Source organism: Burkholderia sp. AU39826 (assembly GCF_020419965.1).
Lineage (GTDB): Bacteria > Pseudomonadota > Gammaproteobacteria > Burkholderiales > Burkholderiaceae > Burkholderia > Burkholderia semiarida.
Genome location: NZ_JAIZQG010000010.1, coordinates 39,189 through 63,167, shown reverse-complemented (window position 1 = coordinate 63,167; position 23,979 = coordinate 39,189). Strand labels below are relative to the sequence as shown.

Genomic DNA, 23,979 nt, shown 5'->3' with positions numbered 1-23,979 from the left:
CATGGCGAGGGGAATACCTCCTCGCACAAATACCGCATGACTTCACCCACCGTCGTGACGCGCGGCGTACAAAACGAGATACGTGGCGTCGACGTGACTACCGGTGCGACGACGAGCGCCATCAAGATCTTCCTACGAGACAATGTCTTCATACCGCCCCCGGGCGCAACCGAATAGAGTCCACCACGGCATCCCACAACTCCAGCGCCTCGCCATCGTTAGCGAACGACTCTTTGTTCGTGCGGTACGCGCTCTCGCCTACCCGCAGCGATGCGTTCAGGTTGGGTTCAGCCAGCGAGTACGCCTTGCCAGGTGCTTCCCATTTGAAGCCGTAAGTCCGCTTGCCGTCCTGCGTGCCAGCCACCAGAATCTCGTCGGCTTCGATCGGGCCGACTGGTCGCGCTCGGTTGCGCAACTGGCCGACACCGGCCACCGCTCCCAGTAATGCCGGCAGAATCCCGCCGGCGCGGGCGCGCAGGCCTGGTTGTACCCTCTTCTGCGCATAGGCGGTTAGCCGGAACCATACATCGGGTCTGTTCGGCAACCGGATGTTCAACTCCCAGCTTTCGCGGTTGAAATCCTTGTCGACCAAGATAGTGTCCCCTGCCACAAAACCGATGCCTTCCGGTAACTCGCCGAGCGGGATTTCTCGCCATTCTCGGGACATTTCTTGACAAGTGGCTAGCGCGGTGGCCCTACGGTCCGGCGAAACCTCACCGGAGTATTTGAGGCTTTTTGAACCCGCTCGGAAGTAGGTATCGAAGAGGTATAGTATGTTCCCTGTCGGGCGATTCCAGGAGATCAGCGTCACCGAACCATTGGCATGCTGTATCCTCTCAACAAACAAACTGCCGTGCTTGACGTGCCGAATACCACGAAGCTCCTCCTCCCTCTTTGAAATCAAATCATCGAAGCTCTCTCGCGTAGTTATCTCACTAAGAATTTCAATCGTCACCTCGTTGTATTTATACGTTTCAATAGTTACTGCTTCACTGGGCAGGTCTACCAAATGTCGCCCAATTGCGCGCGTTCTCCAGCCTTCCTTCATGCCGACTCCTTTTTATGCCAGCGGGCCTGTTGAGCAATCTTGATAATTGCGTACATGGTGGCGTACAGTGATCGCCCGTGCTCGTCGCCATAACTGGCTTGATGGTCATATCCGAAATGGTCATTGCATCGACCAGGGTTGCCGTGCCCATGTGCGAAGCTCAAGGAAATGCCAGCTTTATTCGGAGCTTCACCGGAATACACCGGTACCGTGCCATCGCCAGCGCATTCTGGATTGCTGATGGTTAGCTTGATACCAGAAGCAGTCCTGAGCTTTCCGTTTCCATCGTCGCTGACTATGGCGCCCCCGACGGCATCGAAACCATCAAGGCCTCGTCCTTCCCACGACACCTCACCCCAAGCAAAGCGGTCCTTGCTCGCCAACGCTCCCGTCCCAAGCAAGCCACCCGGATCTTTGTCAGCAACACGCTTCCCTTGAGCACCATAATGGGCATAGGTAGGTTTTTTGTAGCGCTTCTCGATGGCCAAGTGGAACTCCCTGACTCGCTCGATCGTTTCATTAAGCCTAACGCGCGGGGACGCACGTTCAGGCTTAGAATGCTCCCCTGATATCGCGTCCACCTTCTTCCCTTCCGGATCCATCAACCCCAAATTCCCGTCCGGCACCAACCCATACCACGCCGGCGAGCAATAGATCTCGCTATACGGATCTCCGTTCTCCGGCAACGCAAGCAGCTCTTTGCCACTCCCCTTGTCACGCACCTTGAGCCACGGCTTTCCATCGTTGTAGTCCGCTGTAGGCAGCAATTCGAGCCCTCCCGGCGATTGCGAAAGTATCGCCACAACGTCTGCCGCGTTGCGTCCGAGAAACAATTGCTCCGGCCCCTCAAAACCCGAGCGCATGCGCTTATACGTAGCGGGCGCCCCCGTAGCCGGCTGCACGCCATGCGAGACACCCAGCACCTTGTCGCATTGGTGTAGTTCCGTCAGCGCGCGACTGACCATCCCTCCCATCGAATGGGTCACGACGATCACCTTTTCCGCCATCGGACGATTCGGTGCCGGACGTTCGTTGTAGCAATACGACCCGCCTTTTCCGTCAGGCGTGTCGTGCGCGAAAACTCCCTTGCCTTCGTTGTAGAAAGGCAAGATCGTCTTCTCGATCAGTTCCTTGATCGCCGCTCCAGAGTCCCGGTTGCTCTGTAGCCAGTTGTAGCCGCCCGCCCAAACGTCGAATTGGTAGTTCGCGGCATGCAAGATCTCTTCGCGCGTCAGGGCATCGCCTTCTTTCGCACCCCATGCCGTGGGGGCGTCCTGACCCGCCTCCGCGGCCCATTTCCGGAGATCGGCTTCGCAGCGCTGGAAGTCGTATCGAGACAGGTCGTTCAGCAAATGCTGAAGCTTGGCCATGAACGGATGGTAGCTTGATCGCATCACCGCACCCCAGCCTCGCGCGACCAGCACGTTCTTCGGCAGGCCGCTCTCTCCGGCGTCGATCGGGCCGCTGGGGTCGATTTCCACCGTATCCGTCACCAAGTCCCCCGCCCGCTCATGTGAACTCTTGAACAGATAAACGAACAACTGCGCGATCATGTCGGCCGCTCCGCGTAAATCGAGGTTGGGCGGCTGCCAGACGCCGGCCTTGCCCTTTTTCTTGCGCAGGTTCGTGCCCATGATGCCGGGCAAAAAGACTATCGGAATCACATAAGGCTTCGCCAGCACGATCTTCTCGCGCTGATCGTCTGTGGACGTCAGCGTCGCGATGCTGTATTGGTCGCCGTTTTCGTCAACTACGCTGCGATACAAAACGGAGGTGGTGTCTGTCATGATCTATTTTTTGCAAAACAGAAATTGGTGAGTTCAGCCCAGCAGGCGAATACGAACCAGTTCGGTGAAGAGGCTTTTCTGATGCGGCGTCTGGCCGGACTCGTCCGTCAACACCTTGAGCACACCGCCATCGTCCCGTTTGATCTCGGCTTGGACATTGGCAAGCGGTTCGCCGGTGGAAGGATTCCTCACAACGTAGGTATCGGCAAACTTCGCGTGCTTCCACGTATTCATCGATTCCGCAAGCGAACTCGGCCCTTGACGACTGAAAGCCGCTGACTTGATCGTCCGGTTTCCTTGCGTCCCATCCTCGATGCCCGTTGACGAGATTCGAATGTACGAACCGCCACATTTGAGAATCAGTTCGCTCTTCGCCTCGATCGTCACCCTGCCGTTGGCACTCGTCATCCGCATGTCCTTGTCCGACAGCAAATGCATCTCGTCGCTCTGCGCCTGAATCTCGACTTTCCCGCACGCCGCAAAAAGCTTCATTCCCAGTTTCTGCGCGAAGATCGATACCAGTTCGCCGGCCGCGACCGTAAACCGCTTCATCACACCGATGTCGGCGTTCCCACCCGCCGTTGCAATCAAATGGTCCTTCGCACTCAGTTGAAGATCGGTTCCCGAGACCAGCCCCATACCGTCGGGCGCGCTCACGAGCACACCCGATTTCTTCAACTCCTTCAGCGTTCCTTCAAGCAAAGCACGCTGGCGCTCATAATCCGCCGCCACCGCCTGCGCCGCGCCGGCTGCCTCTCCCAATCCGCGCATCTGCTGCAGTGCCAGATCGAGCAACCCTTGCGCGCCCTGCATCCCGAGTTGCTCGCCGACGCCTCCAACCTGAGCCTCAGCCGTCACCAGCACACCCTTTGCACCTCGAACCGCAACATGCTCGTCGGTGCGTAGTTCCGCCCCTTTACCGCGCTCATTGCGGCTCTCATCGACCATGTGACCGAGATTCAGCTCACTGGTTTGAAACGGCGTCGTCAAGTGGACATGCTCATTGCCCTCCTTATCCTCCATCCGCAACTCATTGCGCGCAGCCGTCCGAATCAGGTTCCGCGTATGGTTCAGGTTGTTCACCAGGTCCGGATGCACGCTGTCATGCATTGCCCCGATGATCACCGGCCGGTTCGGATCGCCGTCCGTATGGACAATCGCCACCTCCGCCCCGTCGATCAGCGGAAAGTGATGCCCATAGTCGCCACCGCTGTACGGCTTCGCCAACCGCACCGGTCGGCTCGTCCCACCGGGGCTCCATTCATCGAGATCGAACGGCAGCTTGATCACGTACCAGCCCTGTTCGGTCAGATACGCATACTTGTAGTTGCCCGGCGACGTAATCCGCGCTGGCAGAATCCCGTCGACCACCGGTCGCGAAATCGAGGCCATCGACGTGCGCCACACGCGATCCGACGGAATCCCTTCGAACGCCACCCAGTACGACTCGTTACGCCCGCCGTGCGACTCGACCGACGTAACGAAGACCCCATGTTTCGCATCGGCCGGCTTCGGCTCGACGCGCATCACCTCGCCGGCTTCGAGCCAGAACGGATTACCCGTTCCCTTGAACGTGATCTGCCCGGCCAGATAGGCCTCGTGCCGCAACCGCGCCACCCGCTTGCCCTCTTCGGGCGTCTCGTAATGCTCGCCCCAGCGATAATCGACGGCGTTCGTCGTCTTGTCGTCGCGCGCCGTGTTTTCCTCAACCAGCAGCGACACCCCGGCCTGTCGATGATTGTAGTCATGCAGCCGCACGGCCTCCGGCACGCGCTTCATCTCGCGCCCGAGCGTCTTGATCGCGTCCGCACCGACACTCTCCAGCCCCGAATCACGCCGATACGGCACCGTGCGCTGCTTGCGCGCATACGCATCGAGATCGTCGCCGAACACCACCACCGCGCGATCCTTCTTCTGCTCCCAGCGAAACCAGATCCCCTCTTCCGCACACATGCGCCGGATGAACGCGAACGTAGTCTCGTGATACTGCGTCACGTATTCACGGCGCTTGTACTGCCCGCGCAACTGGAACTGAAAATCCACCCCCGCGCGATAACCGTAGTGCCGAAGCGTGTCGGTCACGATCTCCTCGACCGACTGCTTCTGAAACAAGCGGCTGGTCACGCCGCGATCGAGATCCGCGAGCGTCGGTTCCAGCACGACGCGGTAACGCGTTTCGTCCGCCGAAGTCTCGAGCTCGTCGAATTGCGTGATCACACCATGAACCGTATACGCCGCCGGCTTCGTACTGAACCGAGCCGCGTTCTCCCCGAACATCTTTCGCAGGTAATCCATGTCCGGGTCGACCGGATCCGCAACGAACTTCGCCGGCCGGCCCAGCACCTGGTCCATCGGAATCCCGGCCACGGGGCTTGTGAATTCGATCTCGTACCGATAAAGCTCGCTCACGCGGTCCACCCCCGTGAACTTCAGGATCGAGAACGGCGCCGGATGCGGCGCCAGCTTCAATTCATAAGCCTGCGTAGGCAAAATCATCGACATCGACTCTCTCGGTTGCGCAAACAGGCGGTGCCGCCGGGGCAATCATCGTCACCCCGGCGGTTCGCCATCACACGTCGGATCAGTTCTTGGCCTTCGGCATCTGCGACACGAGCGACAGCCCGATGTCCATGCCTTCGACCTGGAAGTGCGGGACGATGAACAGCTTGATCCGGAAGAAGCCCGGGTTGTCCTCGATATCCTCGACCGTGACCTTCGCCTCGCGCAGCGGATGCGACGCCTGCAACTCGTCGCCCGGATCCTTCATCTCGGTGACGAGCCCCTTGATCCAGTTGTTCAGTTCGAGTTCGAGCAGCCGGCGATCCTTGGTCGTGCCGATGTTTTCGCGCTGGATCAGCTTCAGGTAGTGCGCGATGCGAGACAACAGGAAGATGTACGGCAGCCGTGCGTTGATGCGGCTGTTCGCGGTCGCTTCCTTGGTTTCGTACAGCGCCGGCTTCTGCGCCGAGTTCGCGGAGAAGAAGCACGCGAAGTCGTGGTTCTTGTAGAACGACAGCGGGATGAAGCCGAGATTCGCGAATTCGAATTCGCGCGTCTCCGGGATCAGCACTTCGGTCGGGATCTTCGGCTGGTAGCCGGTGCCGAGGTCGTACAGGTGAACCGGCAGATCCTCGACCTTGCCGCCCGCCTGCGGCCCGCGGATCTGCACGCACCATCCATTGTTCACGAAGCTGCGCACCATGTTCGCCGCAAACGCGAACGACGCGTTCATCCACAGGTACTTGTCGTGATCGGGGCCCTTGACGGCCTCCTCATAGTTGAACGCCCGCACCGGCGCCGTGTCCTTGCCGTACGGCAAGCGGCCGAGTACGCGCGGCATCGTCAGGCCGACGTAACGCGCATCGTCGATATCGCGGAAGCTCTTCCACTTGATGTATTCGGCGCGATCGAAGTAGTTGCCGATGTCCTGGATCGCCGCCACTTCCTCCATCGACCGCTTGCCGAAGAACGCCGGCCCGACCGAGCCGATGAACGGCATGTGCGCGGCAGCCGCGACCTTCGAAATATTGCGCAGCAGCGCAACGTCCATCGGTGAATTAGCGAACTCGAAGTCGCTGATCATCGCGCTGATCGGCTGGCCGCCCGGCGTGTCGTATTCCTCGATGTAGGTGAGGCGATACAGGCCGCTCTGGATCAGTTCCGGCGTGTCCTCGAAGTCGCGCTGCAGCGCGTCCTTCGATACGTCGAGCACCTCGATGCGCGCGTTCTTGCGGAAATCGGTACGGCTCACGAGCATCTTCAGGCCCCGCCAGCGTGCTTCGAGCGCCTGGAATTCCGGCGTGTGCATCACGGCGTCGAGCTGGCGGCTGATTTGCCGGTCGATCTGGCCAATGTGGAAGTCGAGCAGCGATTTGTCGAGCCGGTCCACCGGCTGGCGCGCGTTCGCGACGAGTTCGAGGAACGCGCTCATCCCGCGCGCGATGCGCTCGTCGGCCGACGCCTCGGACAGCATGTCGTTGTCGCGGAACGCCTCGAGCGGGCGCGCCTCGCTAATGGGCTTCAGGTTGATCTTGCTGCACAGCGACGCGTAGACGCTGTCGATATCCGCATGCGGGGCGTCCAGCACGACGGTCTCGGTCGCGCCGGCCTGCTGCGTTTCAGTGGGTTTCATCTCGGATCCTGTCTGCGGTCGAATGGCTACGAAGTTGCGGAATGCGCTGAACGCGCGTTTTGCCCGGCGTCGCTCACGCATGCCCTTCAGGCTGCGTCGCGGCGGTCGCGATCTGCGCGAGCTCGCCGCGCAGCTTCGCGGACAGGCGGTCGTCCTTCAGCACCTTCTCGAACTCGCGACGGAACGTCCCGTTGTCGAGCAAATTCGATTTCAGATCGCGCAGCAGGTTGCGCATCGCGAGGAGCGCCTGAAGCTCGGGAATCTGGCGCGCCACTTGCTCGGGTTCGAAATCCTTGATCGACCGGAACGCCACGTTGACGGGCAACTCGGAACCGTCGCCGGCCAGCGTGTTGCTCGCGGCAATCTTGAGATCCGGCGCGTAGTCGGCCAGCACGGCATCGAAATTGTTCTTGTCGATGTTCACCTTCTTGCGCTCGGCAAGCGGCGCCTGCTCGCGGCCGGCGCTGAAGTCGCCCGCCACCAACAGCTTCAGGGGCAGCTCGACCTTCTTCTGCGCCCCGCCCGTATGCAGGTCGAGAGTGATCGACACCCGGCTCTTCGGGATCTCTCGCTGAAAGCTATCCAATTCGTTCTCCTTATCTCAGAAAGCTTGAAGATTCCGCGATATGCACCCCGGACCACGAGTGCACCGTCGTTCACGTCACTTTTTTTGAAAATCGCAACCCGTATTGACGCACGACCGAATCGGATATTCGCGGCATGACATGCCGATTCAGACGGCAGAAAATATCATGCAATTTCATGAAAAGTAAACAGACAGAAATCAAAAATCACATCCGACCTAACGAGAAACGTATCAATTAATACTAGTCCTATATCACCCCCTCACCCGAGGCAGACATGAACTACACCAAAACCAATCTCAAATAACCGAATGATCACCACAACTCATTGATATTTATAACTAAATTACACAAACGACACTCGCCAAAATCTCGATAAATCAGCGCACACAAATTCCGTCAGATCACAAAAACAATTCACACCAAAATCTCAAAATCAACCTCACACTTATCTCGATATAAATGACACATTCTTCAACAAATTACCCGATGACGGAGTGACGAAATCGGCAAATGATGGTTAGAATCGGCGCCTCATAACTTCTGATCGATATTGACTACACCATGCGGATCGAAAAGCCGCTCTGGCATGAAGGGCTGATTCTCACGCAGCAGCATTTCCAGCAGCAGGACCGCTGGAACGGGTTCGCGCTGCAACAACTGGCGTCGGCGGTCGCCGCGTCGCCGTGGGGAACGCTGAACGTCGATGTCGACGAAGAAGCACTGGCGTCCGGCCGTCTGAAGCTCACGCGGCTGCGGCTACGCTTTCCGGACGGCACGCCGATCGACACGACCATCGCCGACGCACTGCCGCCCGCGCGTGACCTCGGCCGCGAAATTCCCGCCGATACCCAGACCGTCGACGTGCTCGCCGCACTCGCGCTGCCCGATGCGAACGGCGGCAACTGCCGTTTCGACGAGACGGCGTTGGCCCGTCCGCGTCGCGCGTATCGGGAGTTCGTGAAGGTGGTGGACCTGAACGGCGCGGGCGAAGCCGAAATCGCAGCCGAGCGCCACGCCGTCCGCTTGCTGTTCGGCCACGAATCGCACGCAGACGACACCGCATGCGCAATCGCTCGCCTGACGCGCACGACGAGCGGCCAGTTTCAGATCGATCGCGAATACGTACCGCCCTGTCTGTCGCTGTCGGGTCATCCGCTGCATATCGAACGCATCCGGCGGCTCGCGGATATCCTCGCCGCCAAGAGCGCGCTCCTCGGCGCGCGCCGCAGCGAACGGATCGAACAGGTCGCCGAATACGGCGTCGCCGACGTCCAGCTCTTCTGGCTCCTGCACTGCATTCATCAGGCGTGGCCGCAACTGCGCTTCCTCGCGTCGCATCCCGCGCAGCCCACGGATCGCCTGTACCAGGTGCTCGCGCAATTGGCAGGCTCGTTGATCACTTTCTCGACACACGTGTCGCTGACCGACATCCCGCCTTACGATCATGCCGGCGCACACGAGGTGTTCGCGACGCTCGAGGCGTTGATCCGCGATCTGCTCGACGCGATCATCCCGTCGCGGGTCGTGTCGATCGGGCTCTCGCACACAACGCCGACCACCTGGGCCGGCCGGTTCCTTGACGAGCGGATCGTCGAGGGCGCGGCGGACTGGTACCTGTCCGTCAATGCGGCGCTACCGGCGTTCGAGCTCGTCGAACAGTTCCCACGCCTGTGCAAGATCGGTGCGCCAGACGACGTCGAGCACATCGTCAATTCCGCGGTGGCGGGAATTCCGCTCAAGGCCGTGCAGCGCGTGCCGGGCGCCATTCCGGTGCGGCTGGACAACCATTACTTCGCGCTGGATGCGCACGACGCCGCCCATGCGCGAATGCTGGCCGCGCGCGCTTGCCAGATCTATCTGCCGGCGTCGGTTCCCGACGCATCGATCGAACTCTACGCGGTGCTGCGCTGATGAACGCCATCGTCTCCACACGTCACGATTCCGCGTTGCTGGCGCGGGAGCCATCGTCCAGCCACGCGGCCGGGCCTTCGATGCGTGCGCTGCTGCGCGATACGGCACTGCTCGTCGCGCAGCTGTCGAGCGGCGGCGAGGTCGACAACCCGGAAGGGCTGCGTCAGCAGTGCGCCCGGCTCGTCGCGCAGTTGGCGACGGCACTCGATGCACAGGGGGTTGCCGCCGACATACGGGACGATTTGCTCGTCGCGCAATGCGCGCTGATCGATGAAACCGCGCTGCGGCATCTGCCCGCCGCCGACAAGGCAAACTGGGAGTCCAGGCCGCTGCAGGTCGACCGGTTCGGCACGCACGACGCAGGCACGCGCATTTACGAGCGGCTCGAGTACCGGATGCACGAACCCGCGCCGAACGTCGATCTACTCGAATGCTATGCGGCCATTTTCGGTCTGGGATTCCGCGGCCGCTACGCCGCTCGCGCGGGCTCGTCGGTGAAAGCCCAAGAGGGCGAGGCAACGCGTCTGGCATTGCTGGCCGCGCTGGTCGCGCAAATCGATCGATTGCGGCCGGCTGTGCGGCCGGGGTTCGTCACCGATCGTTCGAACACGCGACTGATCGACCGGCTCAGGCATCTGTCGCCATGGGCGATCGCCGGAACGGCCTGCGTGATCGCGATACTCGCATGGTTCGCGTGGGATCGCATTCTCGACGCGGAACTGGCGCAACTCGTCCAGAAAGTGAAGCGGCCGTGACGTCGGATACCCCTGTCCCACGGGTGGCGACCCACGTCGAATCCGATGCCGCAAACGCGGCGCTGTCGGGTCTCGGCTATCCGCTGCGCACGATCGTCACGCTATCCGCGACGCTCGCGCTGGCTATCATCGGATGGTTTTTGGCCGTCGATCGCGGCGTCATGTGGGGATTGACGGCGAGCGTCGCTGTGCTTTCCGCGCTCGTCGTCTGGCTGCATTCGTGCCGGCTGACGCGTGCCCGCGAACGGAACGTGCACGCGCTTGCGCAACTGGGCGCGGCCACCGCCGACCTGCCCGTCGCACTCCGCACGAAAATGCCGCTCGCGCTCGTCACCGGCGACGGCCTGTCCGCCTTGTTCGATCGCGATACGGCGCGCGCACGTTTCGTTCACGTGGGCGACGGCGCAATCTGGCTGCGCGCCGATCGCCCGCAGGATCTCGCCCGGCTTGCCGTCGCCGTCCGTCAGTGGCGGGACGGCCATGCACCCGATTGCGTCGTGCTCTCGGTCGCGCCTGGCCTCCATGCGAGCGACGATACGTTGTCGCAGAACCTGCGCGTGATCCGGCAGGCCGTCGCCGATGCGTGTCGCATGCTGGGCACGTCGCTGCCGGGCTATGTCGCCGTCTATCAGCGACTGTCGGTTGCGAGCGTGGCGACGAAGGCCGCCGCCGGCGCATCGGCGGCGCAGTGGTACGGCATGTCGACCGGCTCGGCCATCGCGAATCTGCACGGCTTCGACACCGCAATCGAGGCGGCCGAGTCGGACGCACTCCATGCCGACGCAAATCCGGCCCTCTCGGCCCGCGCCGCCGGAATCGCGTCGATCGTCGGATGGACCCGCCGTCTCGTGTTCGACACGCTGACGGACCGACGTCAGCCCGCGTCGCCGTGGCCGCTGCTCGGCGCCGGCTGGATCGATCACGGCCCGGCGTCCGGCCCAGGCAAACCATGGGAACGCGAAGTGCGCGCGCTGACGGGTATCACGCCGGCCGCATTGCCCGCGTCGCCGCTCCCGTGGCCCTTTCCGCAACCGCTGATCGATACGATGCCGCGCCGTGCGTGGCGATCGCCGCGCATCGCCGCGGTCGCGCATGCGATTGCGATCGTCGCGTGCGCGGCGGTCGTCGCCATCTGCGCAGCCGCCCGGAACAGCGATGCGCTGATGGCCCGCGTCGGCGCGCATCTGGAGCGCTACAACCGCATCCCCGTCACGCAGGACGCCGCGAAGCGCGACGCGCTTCTGTCTCTTGCAGCGGACCGCGATCAACTCGACCGATACGCCCGCGTCGGCGTTCCGCTGCGGCTGTCGTTCGGCACCTATCGCGGCGCGCAGCTGCTGCCGCTTCTCGACGACGCGATCGCCTCTTACGAACCGCCCCCGCCGCCGCCCGCCGTCGTCACGCTGGACAGCATGTCGCTGTTCGACAGCGGCAACGCGCGGCTCAAGGCCGGCACCACGCGCGCGATGGTCGATGCACTCGACCTCATCAAGGCTCATCCGGACAAGCGCGTGCTCGTCGCCGGTTACACGGACGATCGGGGTCGGCCCGATCGGAACCTCAAGCTGTCGATCGATCGCGCGTCGGCCGTGCGCGACTGGCTCGTCGATGCGTCGGGCATCCCGCCGACGCAGTTCGCGATCCAGGGCTACGGCGATACACGGCCGGTCGCGGACAACGCGACACCGCAGGGGCGAGCGAGGAATCGCCGGGTAGAAATCACGCTCGTTCCCGATACGCCGGCGCCGGCCCTCCCGACGGGCGCCGCGCGGTAATACGCAACATTTTTGGGTCCCGGGGCGACGCCTCGGGCTTGTCAGCGCCGGAACGCCGTTCCGGCGATTCGCAGTACGAAAAGAAGGAGTGAACAAATGGCAATTCCGGCCTACATGTGGCTCAAGGACGACGGTGGCGCGGACATCAAGGGCTCGGTAACCGTCCAGGATCGCGAGGGCAGCGTCGAACTGGTCGCGTTCGACCACGGCGTGCACATCCCGACCGACGGCAATACGGGCAAGCTCACCGGCACGCGCGTGCACAAGCCGATCATGCTGACGAAGGAAACGGACGCGTCGACGCCGTACCTGTACAAGGCCGTGACGAGCGGCCAGACGCTGAAGTCGGTCGAGATCAAATGGTATCGGATCGACGACGCGGGCAAGGAGAAGGAATACTTCAACACGAAGCTCGACAACGTGAAGATCGTCGCGGTGAAGCCGAAGATGCTCGACATCAAGAACCCCGACTACGAGAAGCACAACCATCTCGAAGACGTGGAACTGCGCTACGAGACGATCACGTGGTCGTACAAGGACGGCAACATCATCCACAAGGACACGTGGAACGAACGTTCCTGACGTGTTGACCGGCCGGCGGAATCCGGTGCGCGCGCGCACCGGATTCCGCCGGTTCGCATGCGCATCGACGGATGCGCGCCTTCTCCCTCTCCTGATCCGCTACCGACATGACGCCGCCGCTCCGGGACGCTTCCCATCTCATTCGCCGTCTCAATCCTCATTGCACGCGTGCGCTCGAAGCCGCTGCAAGCCTTTGCCAGACCCGGCTCGCCGACGAAATCGCGGTCGAGCACTGGGTGCTGAAGCTGATCGAGGCGGACGACGGCGATATTCCGGCGATCCTGCGTCACTACGATCTCGACATCGATGCCGTCTGGGATGCGATGATCGACGTGATCGACCGCATGCCGCGTACGCTGCGCGGCGTGCCGGCGTTGTCACGGCAGCTCGCCACGGTGATCGAGGACGCATGGGCGCAGGCGGTATCCGACGACCGCGACGGCGCCATTCGCTCCGGGCATCTGCTACAGGCGATCGTCGACGCACCGCATGTGCTGCGCACCCAGCGGGCATGGCCGCTGCTGTCGGTTTCGAGTACGCAGATCAGGCGTGTGCTGCCCCGGCTCGGGCGGCGCTCGTGTGAAAACGCGCGCGACGAAACGGTATCGATGCGGGAGACCAACCCGGCCGGCAGTCAGCGGGGCGCCGGGACGGCGGCATCGCCCCCCACCGGCAACGCGGCCCCGCATGCGCCGCACGTGCCGGCGCGCGCGATCGACGGCGATGCGCTCGCCCGTTTCGCGCTCGATCTGACCGAAAAGGCGCGCGCAGGCGAGATCGACCCGGTATTCGGCCGCGACCGCGAGATCCGGCAGATGATCGACGTACTCGCGCGCCGTCGCAAGAACAATCCGATCCTGGTCGGCGAACCAGGCGTCGGCAAGACCGCGCTCGTCGAAGGGCTCGCGCTGCGTGTAGCCGAAGGCAGCGTGCCGGAAACGATCCGCGACACGCACATCCTGACACTCGATCTCGGCTTGTTGCAGGCCGGCGCGGGCGTCAAGGGCGAATTCGAGCAACGCCTGAAGAACGTGATCGACGAAGTGCGCGCGTCCGAAACACCGATCCTGCTGTTCATCGACGAAGCCCATACGTTGATCGGCGCAGGCAACGCGGCGGGCGGCGCCGATGCGGCCAACCTGCTCAAGCCGGCACTCGCGCGGGGGGAATTGCGCACGATCGCGGCCACCACGTGGGCCGAGTACAAGCAGTATTTCGAGCGCGACGCCGCACTCGAACGGCGCTTCCAGGTCATCAACGTCGACGAACCGGACGACGACACCGCCTGCCTGATGCTGCGCGGGCTCGCGAGCCGCTACGCGAAGCATCACGGTGTGCATATCCGCGACGAAGCGATCGGCGCGGCCGTGCGGTTGTCGCGCCGCTATATTCCCGCGCGACAGTTGCCGGACAAGGCAGTCGACCTGATCGACACGGCCGCCGCACGCGTGCGCATGTCGCTCGACGTGCCGCCCGCGGAACTGCAGCAGGCGCGTGCGACGCTGGCGGCGCTCGAACTGGAGCGCGCCGCGCTGGACGCGGACCGTCACGCCGGGATCGCCGCTGTCGCCGAACGGCGTGCGTCGATCGACACGGAATACGACACCGCCCGCGGCGCCGCCGACAGGCTGCTGGATCAGTACACGCGGGAACGCGAACTCGTCGGCGTCGTGCATGCCCTTCGCGACGCAACGAATCAGATGGTCGATCCGGCAGCCGTGTCGGATGCGCTCGATGCGTTGTCGGCCGTTCAACGCAAGTCGCCGATGATTGCCGCCGACGTCGACGCGCCGTCCATCGCGCGCGTCGTCGCCGAATGGACCGGCGTACCGGTCGGCAACCTCGTCGAGGACGAACTGCGCAACCTGCTCGCCCTCGAAGCGACGCTGGCGACGCGCGTGGTCGCACAAGACGATGCGATCGCCGCATTGGCCGAGAGCCTGCGCACCGCCAAGGCCGGCCTGAAGAGCGAACACGCGCCGCTCGGCGTGTTCCTGCTGGCCGGGCCGTCCGGCGTCGGCAAGACCGAAACCGCGCGAGCGCTGGCCGACCTGTTGTTCGGCGGCGACGCCGCGCTGACGACCATCAACCTGTCGGAGTACCAGGAAGCGCATACCGTGTCGCAACTCAAGGGCTCGCCGCCCGGCTACGTCGGCTACGGGCGCGGCGGCGTGCTGACCGAAGCCGTGCGTCAGCGGCCGTACAGCGTGGTGCTGCTGGACGAGGTCGAAAAAGCGCATCGCGAGGTGCTCGACATCTTCTATCAGGTATTCGACCGGGGCACGATGCGCGACGGCGAAGGGCGCGAGATCGATTTCCGCCACTGCGTGATCGTGATGACGTCCAATCTCGGCAGTGCGCAAATCGACGATGCGACGGCTAAGGACGCATCGATCACGCAGGCGGCATTGCGGGAAGTCATTCACGCGCAACTGGTCGCGCATTTCCAGCCGGCACTGCTCGCGCGGTTCCAGACGCTCGTCTATCGGCCGCTCGATGCCGTGGCGCTCGCGTCGATCGTGCGCATCAAACTGGACACGATCGCAGCGCGCCTGCTCCGGCAACACGGCGTGACACTGACGTGCGCGGACGATCTGATCGACTCGATCGCGCGGCACTGCGTATCGCGGGAATCGGGCGCACGCAGCGTCGATGCATTCCTGAACCAGCGCGTGCTGCCCGTCGTGTCCCGCGAATTGCTTGCGCGGATGGCATCGGGCATCGCGCCACGGCAGATCTCGTTGTCCGCGACTGCCGAAGGCACGTTGACGATCGATTTCGTCGATGCGCCGACGGCCGCCGACGACGGCACCGAACGATGGGGCCGACAATGACCGCCGGCCCGTCGCTGTACGACATGCTGCTCGGCCAGATCGGCGGCGAACCGATCGGCGCCTACGACGACCGCACGCTTGAATGCCTGAGCGTCCAGCAGAACGTCCGCCGTATTCTCAATACGCGAGCCGGCGCGCTCAAGCATCTACCCGACTACGGGCTGCCCGACCTGACGAACATCTACAAGGCATTGCCCGCGTCCGCGCATCTACTCAAGCAGCAGATGGAAGCGACGCTGTTGAAATACGAACCGCGCATTCGCGCGATCGACGTCGCGATCGTCGACAACCGCGATCCCGGCATCCTCGTCAGCTTCGAGATGACCTGCCATCTGAAGAACGCCGGGCTCGTACGCTTCGGCACCTACTTCGAGCCGCCGGGCCGCCTGCACGTCGTCCGGCGCATCGACCCATCGTGATCGCGCACGATCAACCCTCGTGCGCCAGATGCGCACTAAATCCAACCTTCCCCGGCGCGATCCCGTCCTTCAGCGTCAGTGCCGGAATCTCGTAATCGCCCGCGTTCTGCCGGCGAAACGGAATCGGCTGCGTGGTCCACAGATCGTCGAGACGCCGGCCGAGCGCCGCGCGCGTTTCGTCGAAGCGCGCCGCGTTCATCTTGCCCGTCCGATAGATCACGAACGGCGGCAGCACGTCGAACCCCGGGTAATACAGCATGCCGTGCTGGATCGGGAACAGCAGGTCGTCGATCGGCCCGTTGATACCGCGCCGGCTGTAGTGCGGTTCCCACCCGCCCGTCGTGACGATCACCATCGCCCGCTTGCCGGCGAGCGACCCTTCGCCGTAGCGATCGCCCCAATGCGTGTCGGAATGCTCGCCGACACCATAAGCAAACCCGTACGCGTACACGCGCTCGAACCAGCCCTTCATGATCGCCGGCATCGAGAACCACCACAGCGGGAACTGCAGAATCACCGCGTCGGCCCACTTCAACTTGTCCTGCTCGCGCGCGATGTCGTCGCGCTGCGTGCCCGTCTCGAACGCGCGCTTCGAATCGAGCGCCGGATCGAAGCGATCGTCGGGTGCACGGCCGGTCATGTCGTGCGCATCGAGCGTCGCCTTCCAGTTCATCGCGTACAGGTCGGTCACTTGCACCGTGTGGCCGGCCGCTTCGAGGTGCGCGACGGCGAAGTCGCGCAGCGCGCCGTTCAGCGAGCGCGGCTCGGGATGGGCATACACGATCAGCACATTCATGTTCGTCACTCCGTGGATTGAATGACTGCAGGATGCCGCCTTCAACGGTATATTGGAAATGAATTCCTGATATCCCAGGTATAGTGATGAATAATCTCAGAAAGCTCGATCTGAACCTGCTCGTCACGCTCGACGTGCTGCTCGCCGAGCACAACGTCACGCGGGCGGCCGAGAAACTGAACATGTCGCAACCGTCGGTCAGCGTCCAGCTGCAAAAACTGCGCGACGTGTTCGGCGATCCGCTGCTGCTGCCGGGGCCCCGCGGGATGCGGCCGACCGCGCGCGCGGAAGCGCTGCGCGAGCCGTTGCGGGAGGCGCTCGAGGCCGTCGAGCGGGCCGTGGTTCCGGCCACGCCGTTCGACCCTGCAACCGCGACGAACACGTGGCGCGTGGCCGCGACCGACTACGGCGAATCGACGATCGTGCTGCCCGCGCTGCACACGCTGCGCTCGACCGCGCCCGCCACGCGGCTCGCCGTCGTCGAGCTCGTGCCGCCGCGCATCGAGCAGGACGCCGAACGAAACGGCATCGACCTGGCTTTTCACACGACCGAAGGCTCGCCGCCCGGCATGCGGCGCCTGCCGGTGTTCGTCGAGCGTTACGTCCTGATCGGCCGTGCCGGCCATCCGAAGCTGAAGCGGCGCCCCACGCTCGCGCAGTTCGGCTCGCTCGAACACGTGATCGTGTCGCCCGACGGCGGCGGCTTCTTCGGCGTGACGGACGAAGCGCTCGCGAAGGTCGGCGCCGCCCGGCGCGTCGTGCTGTCGGTGCCGCACTTTCTGTTCGTGATGTCGGCCGTCGCGAGTACCGATCTCGTCGCGATGGTGCCCGAACGGCTGGTGCGCGACGTACCCGCGCTGCGCGTGGTGGACGCCCCGGTCGAGGTGCCCGGCTATGAAATGTCGATGCTGTGGCACGAGCGCATGCATCGCGATCCGGCGCATCTATGGCTGCGGGAGACAATCGCGGCGGCGGTCTGACACGCCGGTCATGGCGCGGCTGACATCTGCTGTCACCCGGGGCTTGAAAGTCGGTCGATCACTGTATACATTTACAGTGTTTCTGCGTCATTTGACCCGAATTCCATCATCCCGAGACGGTCTTTAGTGAGGCGACCATGTTCCAGTCATCCGCATTCGATCCCGAGCAACCCGGCTTCAATCCCGTCCATTTCGAGCGCGCCGCGCAGCGGGCGGTCGTCGATCTGCAGCGTGTCGTCAGCGGCCCTGCCCAGCGGGCGCTCGGCCTGCGGCGCCGCACCCACCCGGCCGCCGTCCGCACGATGAGCTGGCAGGCGCTGCTGAACGTCGAGGAGCTGGCATTCTCGAATGCCGGTTTCCTGAGCCGCAACGAGCCGGCCGTCGTCGATGCATTCATCCGGCTGCGCGACAGTCGGCTGGTCGCCGCGGACGTCGAGGAGCCGGTCGACTGGCGCCGCGACGACGACGACCTGCCGGCCGTCTATCTGATCGTCAAGGCGATGCTCGAAGCGGAAGAGGAAGAACGGGCCGAAGCGGCCTGAGCCGCGCGGGCCTTGCGCGGCTGCGTTCTGCCGCACGTCGGGTGGCAGCGCGATCGACGCGGCCGCTCATCGCGGTTCGGCTTCCGCGAAGCGGCGCATCGGCGCAGCGCGGGACAAGCCCCGCCCGCCGCGGATCACCGCCGGTGACTGCCACCGGGCGAACGGCGCAGCAACGCCCGTTACAGCCGCGCCGCCAGCCGCGCCCCCTGATCGATCGCACGCTTCGCATCGAGTTCGGCGGCCAGTTCCGCGCCGCCGATCAGGTGCACCGAGCGCCCGGCCGCCTGCAGCGGCGCGAGCAATGCGCCCTGCGGCTCCTGCCCCGTGCAGAGCACGACCGTGTCGGCTTCGATCAATTCGTGATCGGTGCGCTGCTCGCCGTACGACACGTGCAATCCGCGTGCATCGATCAGTTCGTAATTCACGCCGCCGATCATCTTCACCTGCTTCATCTTCAGCGTCGCACGGTGAATCCAGCCGGTCGTCTTGCCGAGGCCCTTGCCGAGCGGCGCGGCCTTGCGCTGCAGCAGCGTCACCTCCCGCGCGGGCGCCGACACCCGCGCACGCGTCACGCCGCCGCGCGTCGCGGCCGGGTCGGTCACGCCCCACTCGGCCTTCCACGCGTCCAGATCAAGCGCCGGCGACTCGCCGTCCTGTACAAGATATTCAGCGACATCGAAGCCGATCCCGCCCGCGCCCACCACCGCGACCCGTCGGCCGACCGGCTGCCCGCCCGCGAGCACGTCGATATAGCTGAGCACGTTCGGCCCGTCCTGCCCCGGAATCTTGGGGTCGCGCGGCGCGACGCCGGTCGCGAGCACGATTTCGTCGTAGCCGCCCTCGATCAGGTCGCTCGCGTCGACGCGGCGGTTCAGGTGCAGCTTCACGCCGGTCAACTCGACCTGCCGGCCGAAGTAGCGCAACGCTTCGTGAAACTCCTCCTTGCCCGGGATCCGCTTCGCCATGTTGAACTGGCCGCCGATCTCCGGCGCCGCGTCGAACAGGTCGACCTGATGGCCGCGCTGCGCGAGCACGGTCGAGCACGCGAGCCCGGCCGGCCCCGCGCCCACCACCGCGATGCGCTTCGACTGCGGCGCGGGCGTGTATTTCAGCTCCGTCTCGTGGCACGCACGCGGATTCAGCAGGCACGACGCGATTCGGTTCTTGAACGCATGATCGAGGCACGCCTGGTTGCAGCCGATGCACGTGTTGATTTCGTCGGCCCGGCCCTGCGCGGCCTTGACGACGAACTCGGCATCCGCGAGCAGCGGACGCGCCATCGACACCATGTCCGCGCAGCCGTCCGCGAGAATCTGCTCGGCCACTTCGGGCCGGTTGATCCGGTTGGTCGTCACGAGCGGAATGCCGACCTCGCCCTTCATCTTCTTCGTCACCCACGCGAACGCGCCGCGCGGCACCGACGTCGCGATCGTCGGCACGCGCGCCTCGTGCCAGCCGATCCCCGTGTTGATGATGGTCGCGCCCGCGCGCTCGACCGCCTTCGCAAGCTGCACGGTTTCGTTCCAGTCGCTGCCATCCGGAATCAGGTCGAGCATCGACAGCCGGTAGATCAGGATGAAGTCGCGGCCGACCGCTTCGCGCGTGCGCTCGACGATCTCGATCGGCAAGCGGATGCGGTTCTCGTACGACCCGCCCCACTGGTCGGTGCGCTTGTTCGTATGCATCGAGATGAACTGGTTGATCAGGTAGCCTTCGGAGCCCATGATCTCGACGCCGTCATAACCGGCTTCGCGCGCCAGCTTCGCGCAACGCACGAACGCGCGGATCTGCCGCTCGACGCCGCGCGCGCTCAGTTCGTGCGGCGCGAACGGCGAGATCGGCGACTTGATCTTCGACGGCGCGACCGCGAACGGGTGATAACCGTAGCGGCCCGTATGCAGGATCTGCAGCGCGATCTTGCCATCCTCCGCATGCACGGCATCCGTGATCTCGCGATGCCGGCGCGCGGCGGCCGACGTCATCAGCGTGCCGCCGAACGGCTTGGTCCAGCCGGCCACGTTCGGCGCGAAACCGCCCGTCACGATCAGGCCGACGCCGCCGCGCGCGCGCTCGGCGAAATATTCGGCGAGACGCGGCAGCGTCTTGCGGCTGTCCTCGAGGCCGGTATGCATCGAGCCCATCAGCACGCGGTTCTTCAGCGTCGTGAAGCCGAGATCGAGCGGAGCGAGCAGGTGGGGAAAGGAGGTCGTCATGATGATTCGGCCAGTAAGCGATGCCTGCCATCGTAGGCGCGCGGCGCCTTGAACGTGAGGGGGCAAACAGCCATAATGCTTGTCATTTCCGGCCAAAACGACATGACCTCCCCGTCTCGCAAGGACCGCCTCGGGCTGCGCCGGCCGACGATTCCGGTCGCCTATACGCGCCTGCTGCTGCAGGCGCTGGCCGCACGCGGCGTCGATCTGGCCGCCGTGCGTGCCGGCACGGGCCTGCGCGACGCGGTGCTGGCCGAACCGGATGCACGCGTCGCGCCGTCGCAATGGGGGCGGCTCGTGCTCAACGCGATCGAGATCGGCGGCGATCCGGGCATCGGGCTCGCGTTCGGGCTGCTGCTGAAGCCGACCGTGCACGGCTTTCTCGGCTATGCGACGCTGACCGCGCGGGACATCCGCGAAGCACTGTCGGTCACGCAGCGCTACTTCCGGATGCGCAATCGCCAGTACCGGCTGACCTATGCGGAAGACGAACGCGGCGCGACGCTCGAACTGCACGGCGTGCAGGCGAATCCCGTGCTGCAGCATCACGTGATGTTCGAATTCGTGCTGACGGGGCTCGCGCAGAACATCGCGCAATGGGCCGGTCGCCCGTCGCCGCCGATCAGGCTGCAATTCGCGTGGCCGGAGCCCGCGTATTTCGCGCGCTACCGCGATACGTTGCCGCCGGTCGAATTCGGCTGCGCGGCCAATGCGCTGTGGGTCGCGCACGACGTGCTCGACTGGCCGCTGCCGCTCGCCGATGAAGTCGCGCACCGGCAGGCGCTCGTGCAGGTGGAGCGCGAATATGCGCAGGTGCGGCAGGAGGAAGGCGATCTGGTCGAGCGGGTTCGCGCGGAGCTGGCGCGCGCCGCCGGCGAATACCCGGGGCCCGACATGCTCGCCGAGGCGCTGCTCGTGTCGACGCGCACGTTGCGGCGCCGGCTGGAGGAAGCCGGTTCGAGCTATCGGCAATTGCTCGACGAAGCGCGGTTTCGCGACGCGAAGCAGTTGCTCGCCGCGTCGGACCTCGACCTGAAGACGATCGCCGAGCGGCTGCAATTCACCGACCCGGCGAATTTCACGCGCGCGTTCCGGCGCTGGGCCGGGCAAACGCCGAGCGCATACCGGGAAGCGGGTGCGGCGCACGACTGATACGCAACCACTGGCGACACGAGACACCGGCCCGCGATTTCACCGGTACTGCGCGTCGCGTTCAGCTTGATCGTGTGGCCCGAGATGCATGCCGCGACGAGCGCGCGACGCATCAGCAGCCGATATCAATCCGCGCCCCGCCGTCCCCCTCCCCAGCCTCGATCCGCACGTCGCCCGTCGCGGCGGCGATCGCGTCGTACACGTCGTCCGCCACGCACACCACCGGCACCGCGATCGCATACAACTCGGCGGCCACGATCGCGCCGATCGAGATGATCAGGTCGCGTTCCTTCAGCACGATCCCAACCGGCCCCGTGCCGTTGCGCACAGCTTCCGCGAGCACGCTGCTGCTCGAACTCGAGCCCTTCGCGTGCGGCATCACCATCACCTTGCCGGCGAGGCCCGCGCCGGCCTGCGGATGCCCGCGATCGACGATCCTGCCCGCGCCCGAGTCGTAGCCGCCCCAGAAGCTCAGCGGCTTGTCGAGCACGAACGGACGCGCACACGCGCTGCCCGGCACGAGCGTGTCGCCCGTCAAGAACTTGCCCGTCGCTTCAGTCATCGAATCGCACCTTGCCTTCGTACGCGGACCGCACGCATTCGCGCATGCTGCCGTACGCGACCGTCACGCCGATGTTCGCGGGCGCATATGACGCCCACTTCCCCGAGTTGGTCATCACCAGCCCCGACAACTGCTTCATCACCGGCGTGATGTACGTGCAGGTATCGACGACGATCTGGATGCCGCGCGCGGCGAATTTCTCCGCGAGGCCGGCTTCTTCCAGTTCCCACAAAATGAAGCGGCTCGTGTTCACGTAGAAATCGCAGGCCGGCTTGCCGTCGAAGGCGTCGAGCAACGTGTCGAGCGTGCGGAATTCGGCCAGCGAAAAATGCGGCGTGCCGAGCGCCACCGCGACGAGCGCGTCGCCGGCCGCGGCGTGGTTCAGCGTGCGGCGAATCTCGTCGAGATCGGCCATCGTGATATCGACCGTGCGCTGCGCCGCGTGCCCCTGCAACGCGGCGTCGAGCGTCGGCGCCTCCGGCGTCACGCCCACTGCATGGAACAGCGCGACTGCCCCGCTCGACGCGGCGGCCGCGCCGAGCGCCTTGAGTTCGTCCTCGGTGGTGTCCGCCGGCAGCCCGATGATCGCCGGCACGACCGCGCCCGCGATCTTGCCGACCGCCAGCCCGAGCGCGGCGAAATAGATGTCGCGCGACGGCAGGCCGCTGAAGTCCGGCGCATTGAACACGATCCGCGCGGCGCGGTTCGCGTCGACATGCAACCCCGCATACGGCGCGCGCCCCGTGATCGCGGCAGCCAGGTCGAGGAAATCGCCGTAGCGGCTCGTGCGTGCGCCGAGCACCGAGTTCGCGAACACGATCGCATTCGATTCGGCCCACGCGATCTGCTCGCCCAGCGCGGGGCGATGCTTCAGCTGATACGGCGCGCACGTGAAGCTCGATTCGCAACCGAGCAACAAATGCGCGTCCATCAGGCGCCGCGCATCGCGTTGGATCGTTCGATCGCCGTGGTACAGCTCGGGATGGATCAAGTCGAGCGAGCCGACGTTCAACGTGGTCGGCACCGCGACCTTCGCGCCTGTTTCGACGAAATAGTCGACGAAGTCGAGGCTGGTCTGGCCGTGGTACAGGCAGCCGTCGATATGCGCGGACGTAATGTCGATCAGGTGAGGCGCGGACATCACTTGCGCGGTGCGCGCGACGATTCGCATCGCACGGGCGACGCCGTCGCCGAAATCCCCGCGCAACATGGCGTCGTCGCGGTCACTCAACTGCAGCATCCGGTTGCTCCTCGTGACGCGTGCCGGCGGCGCCGGCTGCGTGAAATCCGTCAGAGGACTCTACAACTGGAAATAAAAACTGTCCAGATTTTCACGAATCCGGACCTCCAAAAAACCACTTTCAGCGAAATTCAGCGAAGAAATCACATAATGGCTCGCATTCCGATCCAGTTCCCCCTAACGCTCCGCAGTCAGGCTGAACAACTCGTCACGCAGCGCCTTCGCGCGATCGCGGCCGAATTGCGTGTCGAATTCGTCCTGCGCGGCCTGCCACGCAACTTTCGCCTGCGCGAACGTGCGCTCGCCGAGCTTCGTGAGATGGAGCGCATGCGCACGCGCATCGTGCTCGGATGCAGCCGTCGCGACGAAGCCGTCGCGCTGCAACGGCTTCAGCGCGCGCAGCAAGGTCGTGCGATCCATCACGAGCGTGTCGGCGAGTTCGCTCATCAGCAGGCCGGGCCGGCGTTTCAGGTTCACCATGATCGAGAACTGGGCGGGCGTGACGCCAACCGGGGCCAGATGGCGTTCGTACAGTTGCGTGACGAAGCGCGCCGCCTGGCGCAGCGCGAGACAGTTGCACGCCTCGGAAATCGGAATGTCGTTCATGTTCCGGAATCTATATGTGCATATGCATAAAGTCAATGTACACTCCGCAGTAACAACG

19 protein-coding genes are annotated in these 23,979 nt (G+C 64.3%); 9 read left to right on the top strand and 10 right to left on the bottom strand.

The window, feature by feature from the left end; translation table 11 throughout:
• Positions 1-148: 148 nt before the first annotated feature.
• From LGM42_RS18630 to tssB, 5 genes are all read right to left on the bottom strand, one after another.
• Complete coding sequence (locus LGM42_RS18630; RefSeq protein WP_226232856.1) at positions 149-1,048, bottom strand: T6SS immunity protein Tli4 family protein; 900 nt, start codon at positions 1,046-1,048, stop codon at positions 149-151.
• Positions 1,045-2,835, bottom strand: a complete 1,791-nt coding sequence (locus LGM42_RS18625; protein ID WP_226232855.1) for a GPI inositol-deacylase — start codon at positions 2,833-2,835, stop codon at positions 1,045-1,047. Before LGM42_RS18625 ends, LGM42_RS18630 begins: the two co-directional genes overlap by 4 nt.
• 33 nt (positions 2,836-2,868) lie before the next feature.
• Positions 2,869-5,337 carry a type VI secretion system Vgr family protein gene (locus LGM42_RS18620; protein ID WP_226232854.1) on the bottom strand — a complete coding sequence of 823 codons (2,469 nt, stop codon included), beginning with the start codon at positions 5,335-5,337 and terminating at the stop codon, positions 2,869-2,871.
• 79 nt (positions 5,338-5,416) lie between these two features.
• Positions 5,417-6,967 (bottom strand): type VI secretion system contractile sheath large subunit, encoded by a 1,551-nt coding sequence (gene tssC, locus LGM42_RS18615; protein ID WP_226232853.1) that lies wholly within the window; start codon positions 6,965-6,967, stop codon positions 5,417-5,419.
• Positions 6,968-7,040: 73 nt separating this feature from the next.
• Positions 7,041-7,553: a type VI secretion system contractile sheath small subunit gene (gene tssB, locus LGM42_RS18610; protein WP_226232852.1), complete on the bottom strand. Its 513-nt coding sequence runs from the start codon at positions 7,551-7,553 to the stop codon at positions 7,041-7,043.
• Positions 7,554-8,115: 562 nt separating this feature from the next.
• On the opposite strand from tssB, the gene tssK reads away from it, so the two are divergent.
• From tssK to tssE, 6 genes are all read left to right on the top strand, one after another.
• Entirely contained in the window at positions 8,116-9,465 is a 1,350-nt protein-coding gene (gene tssK / locus LGM42_RS18605; RefSeq protein ID WP_060311450.1) for a type VI secretion system baseplate subunit TssK, read from the top strand.
• Positions 9,465-10,220, top strand: a complete 756-nt coding sequence (locus LGM42_RS18600) for a DotU family type IV/VI secretion system protein (protein WP_060311452.1) — start codon at positions 9,465-9,467, stop codon at positions 10,218-10,220. The genes tssK and LGM42_RS18600 overlap by 1 nt, the downstream gene beginning before the upstream one ends.
• A complete protein-coding gene (locus LGM42_RS18595; RefSeq protein ID WP_413227420.1) occupies positions 10,151-11,995 on the top strand; it encodes an OmpA family protein in 1,845 nt (614 codons plus the stop codon). The genes LGM42_RS18600 and LGM42_RS18595 overlap by 70 nt, the downstream gene beginning before the upstream one ends.
• 96 nt (positions 11,996-12,091) lie before the next feature.
• On the top strand, positions 12,092-12,577 hold the full coding sequence (locus LGM42_RS18590) for an Hcp family type VI secretion system effector (protein ID WP_059575329.1): 486 nt from the start codon (positions 12,092-12,094) through the stop codon (positions 12,575-12,577).
• Positions 12,578-12,684: 107 nt separating this feature from the next.
• On the top strand, positions 12,685-15,411 hold the full coding sequence (tssH, locus tag LGM42_RS18585; RefSeq protein WP_226232850.1) for a type VI secretion system ATPase TssH: 2,727 nt from the start codon (positions 12,685-12,687) through the stop codon (positions 15,409-15,411).
• The gene (gene tssE, locus LGM42_RS18580; RefSeq protein WP_059575349.1) at positions 15,408-15,830 is read left to right on the top strand and encodes a type VI secretion system baseplate subunit TssE; all 423 of its coding nucleotides are present in this window, start codon (positions 15,408-15,410) and stop codon (positions 15,828-15,830) included. Before tssH ends, tssE begins: the two co-directional genes overlap by 4 nt.
• Before the next feature lie 10 nt (positions 15,831-15,840).
• On the opposite strand, the gene LGM42_RS18575 is transcribed toward tssE, so the two are convergent.
• Complete coding sequence (locus tag LGM42_RS18575; RefSeq protein WP_226232849.1) at positions 15,841-16,626, bottom strand: NAD(P)H-dependent oxidoreductase; 786 nt, start codon at positions 16,624-16,626, stop codon at positions 15,841-15,843.
• 86 nt (positions 16,627-16,712) lie between these two features.
• Here LGM42_RS18575 and LGM42_RS18570 point away from each other — a divergent pair, with 86 nt between their 5' ends.
• Together LGM42_RS18570 and LGM42_RS18565 are read left to right on the top strand one after the other, a co-directional pair.
• Positions 16,713-17,606 (top strand): LysR family transcriptional regulator, encoded by an 894-nt coding sequence (locus LGM42_RS18570; protein ID WP_226232848.1) that lies wholly within the window; start codon positions 16,713-16,715, stop codon positions 17,604-17,606.
• 137 nt (positions 17,607-17,743) lie between these two features.
• Entirely contained in the window at positions 17,744-18,148 is a 405-nt protein-coding gene (locus LGM42_RS18565; RefSeq protein WP_059575323.1) for a DUF2471 family protein, read from the top strand.
• A gap of 179 nt (positions 18,149-18,327) precedes the next feature.
• Here LGM42_RS18565 and LGM42_RS18560 read toward each other — a convergent pair whose 3' ends face one another.
• Positions 18,328-20,361 (bottom strand): NADPH-dependent 2,4-dienoyl-CoA reductase, encoded by a 2,034-nt coding sequence (locus LGM42_RS18560; RefSeq protein ID WP_226232847.1) that lies wholly within the window; start codon positions 20,359-20,361, stop codon positions 18,328-18,330.
• Between the two features lie 75 nt (positions 20,362-20,436).
• Here LGM42_RS18560 and LGM42_RS18555 point away from each other — a divergent pair, with 75 nt between their 5' ends.
• On the top strand, positions 20,437-21,513 hold the full coding sequence (locus LGM42_RS18555; protein WP_226232846.1) for an AraC family transcriptional regulator: 1,077 nt from the start codon (positions 20,437-20,439) through the stop codon (positions 21,511-21,513).
• A 112-nt stretch (positions 21,514-21,625) separates the two neighbouring features.
• Here LGM42_RS18555 and LGM42_RS18550 read toward each other — a convergent pair whose 3' ends face one another.
• From LGM42_RS18550 to LGM42_RS18540, 3 genes are all read right to left on the bottom strand, one after another.
• Positions 21,626-22,075: an aconitase X swivel domain-containing protein gene (locus LGM42_RS18550; RefSeq protein ID WP_226232845.1), complete on the bottom strand. Its 450-nt coding sequence runs from the start codon at positions 22,073-22,075 to the stop codon at positions 21,626-21,628.
• Positions 22,068-23,315, bottom strand: coding sequence for an aconitase X (locus LGM42_RS18545; protein ID WP_226232844.1), 1,248 nt, complete (start codon positions 23,313-23,315; stop codon positions 22,068-22,070). The genes LGM42_RS18550 and LGM42_RS18545 overlap by 8 nt, the downstream gene beginning before the upstream one ends.
• Positions 23,316-23,492: 177 nt before the next feature.
• Positions 23,493-23,921, bottom strand: a complete 429-nt coding sequence (locus LGM42_RS18540; protein ID WP_226232843.1) for a MarR family winged helix-turn-helix transcriptional regulator — start codon at positions 23,919-23,921, stop codon at positions 23,493-23,495.
• Between the last annotated feature and the right edge of the window lie 58 nt (positions 23,922-23,979).

Coding starts and splice junctions, on each gene's coding strand:
- LGM42_RS18630 (WP_226232856.1), bottom strand. CDS start 1,048: ATGAAGGAAGGCTGGAGAACGCGCGCAATTGGGCGACATTTGGTAGAC.
- LGM42_RS18625 (WP_226232855.1), bottom strand. CDS start 2,835: ATGACAGACACCACCTCCGTTTTGTATCGCAGCGTAGTTGACGAAAAC.
- LGM42_RS18620 (WP_226232854.1), bottom strand. CDS start 5,337: ATGTCGATGATTTTGCCTACGCAGGCTTATGAATTGAAGCTGGCGCCG.
- tssC (WP_226232853.1), bottom strand. CDS start 6,967: ATGAAACCCACTGAAACGCAGCAGGCCGGCGCGACCGAGACCGTCGTG.
- tssK (WP_060311450.1), top strand. CDS start 8,116: ATGCGGATCGAAAAGCCGCTCTGGCATGAAGGGCTGATTCTCACGCAG.
- LGM42_RS18600 (WP_060311452.1), top strand. CDS start 9,465: ATGAACGCCATCGTCTCCACACGTCACGATTCCGCGTTGCTGGCGCGG.
- LGM42_RS18595 (WP_413227420.1), top strand. CDS start 10,151: ATGGTTCGCGTGGGATCGCATTCTCGACGCGGAACTGGCGCAACTCGT.
- LGM42_RS18590 (WP_059575329.1), top strand. CDS start 12,092: ATGGCAATTCCGGCCTACATGTGGCTCAAGGACGACGGTGGCGCGGAC.
- tssH (WP_226232850.1), top strand. CDS start 12,685: ATGACGCCGCCGCTCCGGGACGCTTCCCATCTCATTCGCCGTCTCAAT.
- tssE (WP_059575349.1), top strand. CDS start 15,408: ATGACCGCCGGCCCGTCGCTGTACGACATGCTGCTCGGCCAGATCGGC.
- LGM42_RS18575 (WP_226232849.1), bottom strand. CDS start 16,626: ATGAATGTGCTGATCGTGTATGCCCATCCCGAGCCGCGCTCGCTGAAC.
- LGM42_RS18570 (WP_226232848.1), top strand. CDS start 16,713: ATGAATAATCTCAGAAAGCTCGATCTGAACCTGCTCGTCACGCTCGAC.
- LGM42_RS18565 (WP_059575323.1), top strand. CDS start 17,744: ATGTTCCAGTCATCCGCATTCGATCCCGAGCAACCCGGCTTCAATCCC.
- LGM42_RS18560 (WP_226232847.1), bottom strand. CDS start 20,361: ATGACGACCTCCTTTCCCCACCTGCTCGCTCCGCTCGATCTCGGCTTC.
- LGM42_RS18555 (WP_226232846.1), top strand. CDS start 20,437: ATGCTTGTCATTTCCGGCCAAAACGACATGACCTCCCCGTCTCGCAAG.
- LGM42_RS18550 (WP_226232845.1), bottom strand. CDS start 22,075: ATGACTGAAGCGACGGGCAAGTTCTTGACGGGCGACACGCTCGTGCCG.
- LGM42_RS18545 (WP_226232844.1), bottom strand. CDS start 23,315: ATGCTGCAGTTGAGTGACCGCGACGACGCCATGTTGCGCGGGGATTTC.
- LGM42_RS18540 (WP_226232843.1), bottom strand. CDS start 23,921: ATGAACGACATTCCGATTTCCGAGGCGTGCAACTGTCTCGCGCTGCGC.